This window comes from Endozoicomonas atrinae (genome assembly GCF_001647025.1).
Taxonomy (GTDB): domain Bacteria; phylum Pseudomonadota; class Gammaproteobacteria; order Pseudomonadales; family Endozoicomonadaceae; genus Endozoicomonas; species Endozoicomonas atrinae.
On record NZ_LUKQ02000322.1, the window covers coordinates 1 to 5092 of the forward strand.

8 protein-coding genes are annotated in these 5092 nt (G+C 49.7%); 1 reads left to right on the forward strand and 7 read right to left on the reverse strand.

The window, feature by feature from the left end; translation table 11 throughout:
• Both AK963_RS35930 and AK963_RS25225 read right to left on the reverse strand, forming a co-directional pair.
• Window positions 1-229 (reverse strand): hypothetical protein (locus tag AK963_RS35930; protein ID WP_238593844.1); only part of this gene is annotated, 229 nt, incomplete at its 3' end.
• A gap of 277 nt (window positions 230-506) precedes the next feature.
• Complete coding sequence (locus AK963_RS25225; RefSeq protein WP_083232885.1) at window positions 507-1991, reverse strand: DUF935 domain-containing protein; 1485 nt, start codon at window positions 1989-1991, stop codon at window positions 507-509.
• A 102-nt stretch (window positions 1992-2093) separates the two neighbouring features.
• On the opposite strand from AK963_RS25225, the gene AK963_RS25230 reads away from it, so the two are divergent.
• Window positions 2094-2357, forward strand: coding sequence for a hypothetical protein (locus AK963_RS25230; protein ID WP_066018141.1), 264 nt, complete (start codon window positions 2094-2096; stop codon window positions 2355-2357).
• On the opposite strand, the gene terL is transcribed toward AK963_RS25230, so the two are convergent.
• From terL to AK963_RS33625, 5 genes are read right to left on the reverse strand one after another with little or no spacing between them, the layout of a single operon-like run.
• Window positions 2354-3736: a phage terminase large subunit gene (terL, locus tag AK963_RS25235; protein WP_202969865.1), complete on the reverse strand. Its 1383-nt coding sequence runs from the start codon at window positions 3734-3736 to the stop codon at window positions 2354-2356. The two genes, AK963_RS25230 and terL, sit on opposite strands and share 4 nt — an antisense overlap.
• Before the next feature lie 7 nt (window positions 3737-3743).
• Window positions 3744-4037: a hypothetical protein gene (locus AK963_RS25240; protein WP_066018142.1), complete on the reverse strand. Its 294-nt coding sequence runs from the start codon at window positions 4035-4037 to the stop codon at window positions 3744-3746.
• A complete protein-coding gene (locus AK963_RS25245) occupies window positions 4030-4287 on the reverse strand; it encodes a helix-turn-helix transcriptional regulator (protein ID WP_066018143.1) in 258 nt (85 codons plus the stop codon). Before AK963_RS25245 ends, AK963_RS25240 begins: the two co-directional genes overlap by 8 nt.
• Complete coding sequence (locus tag AK963_RS25250) at window positions 4284-4727, reverse strand: hypothetical protein (protein ID WP_066018144.1); 444 nt, start codon at window positions 4725-4727, stop codon at window positions 4284-4286. The genes AK963_RS25245 and AK963_RS25250 overlap by 4 nt, the downstream gene beginning before the upstream one ends.
• Window positions 4728-4786: 59 nt before the next feature.
• On the reverse strand, window positions 4787-4930 hold the full coding sequence (locus AK963_RS33625) for a hypothetical protein (RefSeq protein WP_175404548.1): 144 nt from the start codon (window positions 4928-4930) through the stop codon (window positions 4787-4789).
• Window positions 4931-5092 lie beyond the last annotated feature (162 nt).

Genomic DNA, 5092 nt, shown 5'->3' on the forward strand with positions numbered 1-5092 from the left:
TACTCGCAGGCAGGACAGATACTGCTGCCAGTCGCCCAATATCCTGCAGTGCTTTACAGGGATTAATACTGAAGTGAGGGTCTTTCATTGGAATCAATGATCCCACAAACGCTTTAGAAACAGCAATTCCATGACCGAGCCAGGAATGGTCTACTCCATTCCCTGAACATTGGGAAGCACTATCACAAAATGCTTGCTGAATAGGTTGCTGAATAGGTTGCTGAATCATAACGACAGGTCTCAATGATGTTATAATGCATACAAGTGCATTCTTTGAGTAAATATGATTAAAGTGTCCATACGTTGATGATGACATCAATATTAAGCTTTAAACCGTTAAGCTTAGATTAAAATCTATCCATTAATAGTATCGGAATTAAATATTTTTCATCCTTATTATTGGAAATTTTTATATACCGAGATCCACATATTTTCAGCGGATCTTCAGCAACGATATTTTCCAGAAACGTTAATCAAGGGAGCCATGAGTTCAACACTGGGTTCATTCATTTTGCACCACCCGACACCAACCCCATCAACCGCCCAAAAAACGAAGCATTCCTCACCGTCTCCACCGCCTCATCAGCAGGCGGTTCCTTCATCATCTCTACCAGCTTCTGCCGAAAGGTAGCCACATCATCGGTTTCCTCCAAATAGTTCAGCAACTGTTCCACCCGCTTGCCATACATCGCCTGGTACTTGGTGCCTAAATACTCAGCAGCATCCACCAGTGACTGCATATCTGCCCGGTGGCTGGCTCGCTTCTGGGTCAGGCTGGTTATCTCAGAAAACTCCGGCGGCAGCTCTGGCGCTCCTGCTCCCATGGGTGGCAACGGACTGGATTCTTTCTTCTTCCAACCCTCGCCATAGGTTTCCCGGATATAGTCTTCCGTGGGTTCATAGCCGAGAGTACTGATCTTGTTGTCTCGTTCTGCCCTGGCCATCAGGTCTTCTTCTGGCTCGGTCTTTCGCCATACTCTGGGTGGGTTAGCGTTTGGGAAATTCCATTCAGTGAGCCACGCCACCACCTGCTGGTTGAAGCTCTCACAAATCAGATCAGCATCGCTCTTGATAACGGCTTCCTGAACCTCTTGATGAACCTCCGCCTGGCTTCGACTGCTGCCATCATCAGTGGTCATGGTCTGGCTCAGGATCACTTTGCTGATCGCCTTGTCCATACGCTGACAAAGGGCATCATAATCAGCGGTGCCTGATCTGGCGGCTTCGATGAGCTCAATAATCACGTTGTCGGGAATAACAACGCCGCTGTCGCTTTGTATGGCATCCAGTGCCTGCAGAGCTTTCTCTCGTTCGATGGGGTCTTGTGCCTGTCCGGGGGGAAGTTTGGCCGCTGCAGTAGGCATGCCGAACTTTTCCAAAAAGATCAGCCAGAACTTGATGCCGTTGCGTTTAAAAAAGGTCGGCCAATAAAGGTAATGTGCCAGCCCCATGCCATAGGGGTTGTCGCTGTGGTCGGCACCAGCGCTGAATACCCAGAACTTTTTCTCTGGTAGCTTCATGCCGTTTGGATGCTGAATATTAATCAGTCTCAGATTGCCTTCCAGATCAAACTTAAAACGGCTGCGATCTCTGACCTTAATATCGTCTATAACAATTCTGTTGCCGTCGTATGCCCACAAACACTCGGCTACTGAATAACCGTAAAACACGCCGAATAGCATCTTGTCGGTAATGTCATCAAAGTTGCGGCTATTTATCTGCTCTTTAATAAATTCCGCTGCGGCTTTGTCTTCGCTGCTCTCGCTGGCCGGCTCCACGTCCCACTCCGATTGGGTCACGGCCAGTCTGCGTTGCTGAAAGCAGGGTTTCACCTGGTCGTCCCGAAGCAACTCGTCATAGAGGCGCATATCCCGGCCTCGTTGCTGGAGGACGCTGTCGGGGTTTTCCATCAGCATATGGGTATAGGCTTTGCTCATCAGAATGCCGTGGTCGGCTTGGGCGATCTCGCCGAGGGTGGGCTTGCCTGCCATTGTGGTTCTTCCCTAAAGACTTTTCAGTACAGCAATTTTATATTGACTTCGTTTAAGATTATCACCTCTAAAAATTCCATATATTTTTTAGGAGTTAACTCAATGACTGAGAAAATGACGTTTCTTGTTGAAATTGCCAAGGAAGGAAAACAAAAAACTGACCACTTTATATTCAAGGGTGAAAGCATCGAAGATATATTTGAATTTTGCACCTCAAACTCAGTAAAAGTACTCAATTGGAAAAAAGGTTTCGAAATTAAATCAGTTCGTACTATCAAGGTTACTTCTGCTTTATATGATTTTAAAATATTCGATGTGGATGATGTAAATTACGAAGATCTTCTTGAAAGTATTTCACTGCGTTAATACCCCCTGAAATCATTACTCCCTCGGACACTGCCATAGCCCTTGTTGCTCTGTATGCTTTGACCGTCGTCCATTGCCGCCATGCCCACTCGCTTCCTGCCGCTGGCGGCATGGTCAAAGCTGGCGCTGTTTTCATGTGCCCACTTTAAAAACTGGCTGGTGCTGTCCACCTGGTCGTCGTGGGGAGCAAGGGGAAAAATGGTCATCTCTATTTCGTAATCCAATGACCACGGCGATACCTCGGGCAAATAGACCATGCCTGCTTCAAACAGGCTGGATACGGCGATCAATCGGTCGACTTTGTTAATGCCTTTGGTGTCGATGGGGATAACAGGAATTCTGACCTTTGTCTGTCCTACCCCGACGCCCTGGCGCAGCTCCTGAATCAAACTCTGGCCGCTGCCCTTGTCCTCTATCAATACCCCTTGGGGTCGCCATGCCTCGTATAGGCTGGCTGCTGCCCGTTTCAGTGCCGGGTACTCCATGCGCTCTCTGAATACGTCCAGCAAATACCAACCGTGTCGGGTTTCGCCCCAGGTGGTGCAGACGCTCGGGTCGTTCACCTGTTCTGGTTTATAGGCGGTATCCCAACTCTGAATAACTCTTAAAAATTCCGAGGGCAGTACGTTGTAGCGTTTGAACCACTGCGCTTTAATGAGGCCGCCTTCCGGTGTGGCGTTCCAATCGCCCATGAGCCATGCCTGTACCAGCCACGGTGGGCCTGACTTTTTCAGGCGATCCATATAGCCGGGGTCGCCATCTATCAGGAGACGGTTGTCCTGTAGTCGGCTCGGGATATAGATGCGCCTCGTGGTACTGCTGTCATCACTCTCGTTTAAAGAGAGGGGCTGCATGCCTAATGGCGCTGGATCAATGTATCGCTTTTTTATCCATTCGTGACCCGGGCCGCCCGGGTTGGCGCTCACGTTAAAGCTGGAGGGGATACCGTGGGGATTTCGTAATGTGGCGTTCAGTTTGTCGATGGGGTCGGGGTTGGGAAAGTTGCCGCCTTCGTCTATGTAAACATCGGTATAGCTGTGTCCCTGGTACTTCCCCGCATCAGCGTCACGCTCCAAGCTGCGGAGCCTCAAAATAGCGCCGTTGGGCATGACCCATGTACTTTTCTGCGCTTTCCAGAGGGCTCCTAATGGAGTAAATATCTCTTGGCTTCGTCCTATGACCTCATCAAGCTCTGGCATACTGCGGCGGACGAATAATCCCTTACACTTGCCACCATAAACCTCTGACCGCATCAGCCATTTGCCCAAAAATCCGTCGGTCTTGCCTCCGCCCCGAGCACCGCCATAGAGAATGTCTTCAATAGGGCAGGTGAGCAGGGCGGTCTGTGGGCCGGGTTGCGGTGACCAGGTGATCGCCACGCTGGCCTCAGTTCTGCTTGGCTCGGTTTAAGAAAGTCGTCACTATGTTTTTGGCGATTCGTTTGTCCTTCTCTTGCTTCAGGTGTTGCCGGTACCCCTCGGCCATCTGGTGTGCCAGGCTTTCCATCATGCCTTCCATGACTGGTTCGCTCATCATGGCATGCTCTGGAAACAATAAATGGATATCGATGGGCTCGGCGTTCTCGTCCCCATTGGGATAAAGTCTCAATGCCTGATCTTTGTTGTTGTCTTTGTGTACTGATATCGCCACGCTGCAAACCATTTTATTAGGCTTAGGCATCCTTGCTCTCTCCCTTCTTCCGCATCCATCCTTCGGCAAAGCATATCGCCACCATCTCTGTGGGTGTCTTTGCGTTTAACTTTTCTTTTGCGCCAGCTAACCGGGCGGTAATGGCCTGATGGGTTATGCCTACCTCGGCGGCCAGTTGCCGCTGGCTGTAGCCTTCGGCCAGCAAAATAATAAACTCTGCCTGCCGTGGGGTAATGCCATGACAATCCAGCTCGTATTTCGTCCCTTTGACGGTAATCATGCCTCGTCCTTCGGCTGGTATTGGGTCAGCCACTGTTCTAAATCCATGGGTGAGGGCACCACCACGATGCCCTGGCTCGCCAGTTCTTCACCGTCAGGTGTCGTGTGGGCGATCTTCTTTGGAGCTTCAAAGCCGTATATTTTCGCTCGCTGGTCGATGGCTTTCATAATCCTGTCCATTGCCTGCAAATCCCCTTTCAGTGCCTGCTTCATGGCTTCCCGGATAATCCAATCCAGCCGCTGTAAATCCAGGGTCTTGTTCAGCTTGGCAAGCTGCCGGGTTTCTTCTTCTACTTCGCTTAATGCTTTGCTGCAGGCCTTGAAAGCGGCGCTCTTTGAAACGCTCAATTGGTCGCCGATTTGCTGGTAGGACAGGCCTAGTGTACGGAGTTCCAGTGCTTTTCTCTGTAACTCTTTGGCTTTGATGGTTTTTTTGTCCATTTTTGCCCCCTTGGCGTTTCCTACCTTATGCGTTTCCTAACGGCCGACCGTTTTTTGCCTTATCGCCGGTTCAATCGGCGGGCTATTTTCTGCGCTTTTCGTTTCTTTTTCCGCATGGATTTTGGCGCTCGTTTTTTGGTCGGGTGCTTCCAATAATCAGCGGTTTCTTTCTGGAGGAGGGTGTTGTAGGTAAACGGGTTCATGGTGATATCCTTATACAAAAAGGTCGATGATGGTATAGTCAAAAACCGGTTGAGCGCTGCTTCTCAGTATTGCGTCTTTGCTGTCAGCAGTAGTTCTGAATCTTTTTGTCTGAGGCTCATACATCGTTCCATACTCCCAGCCTTTTTTAGTCAGAATGTACC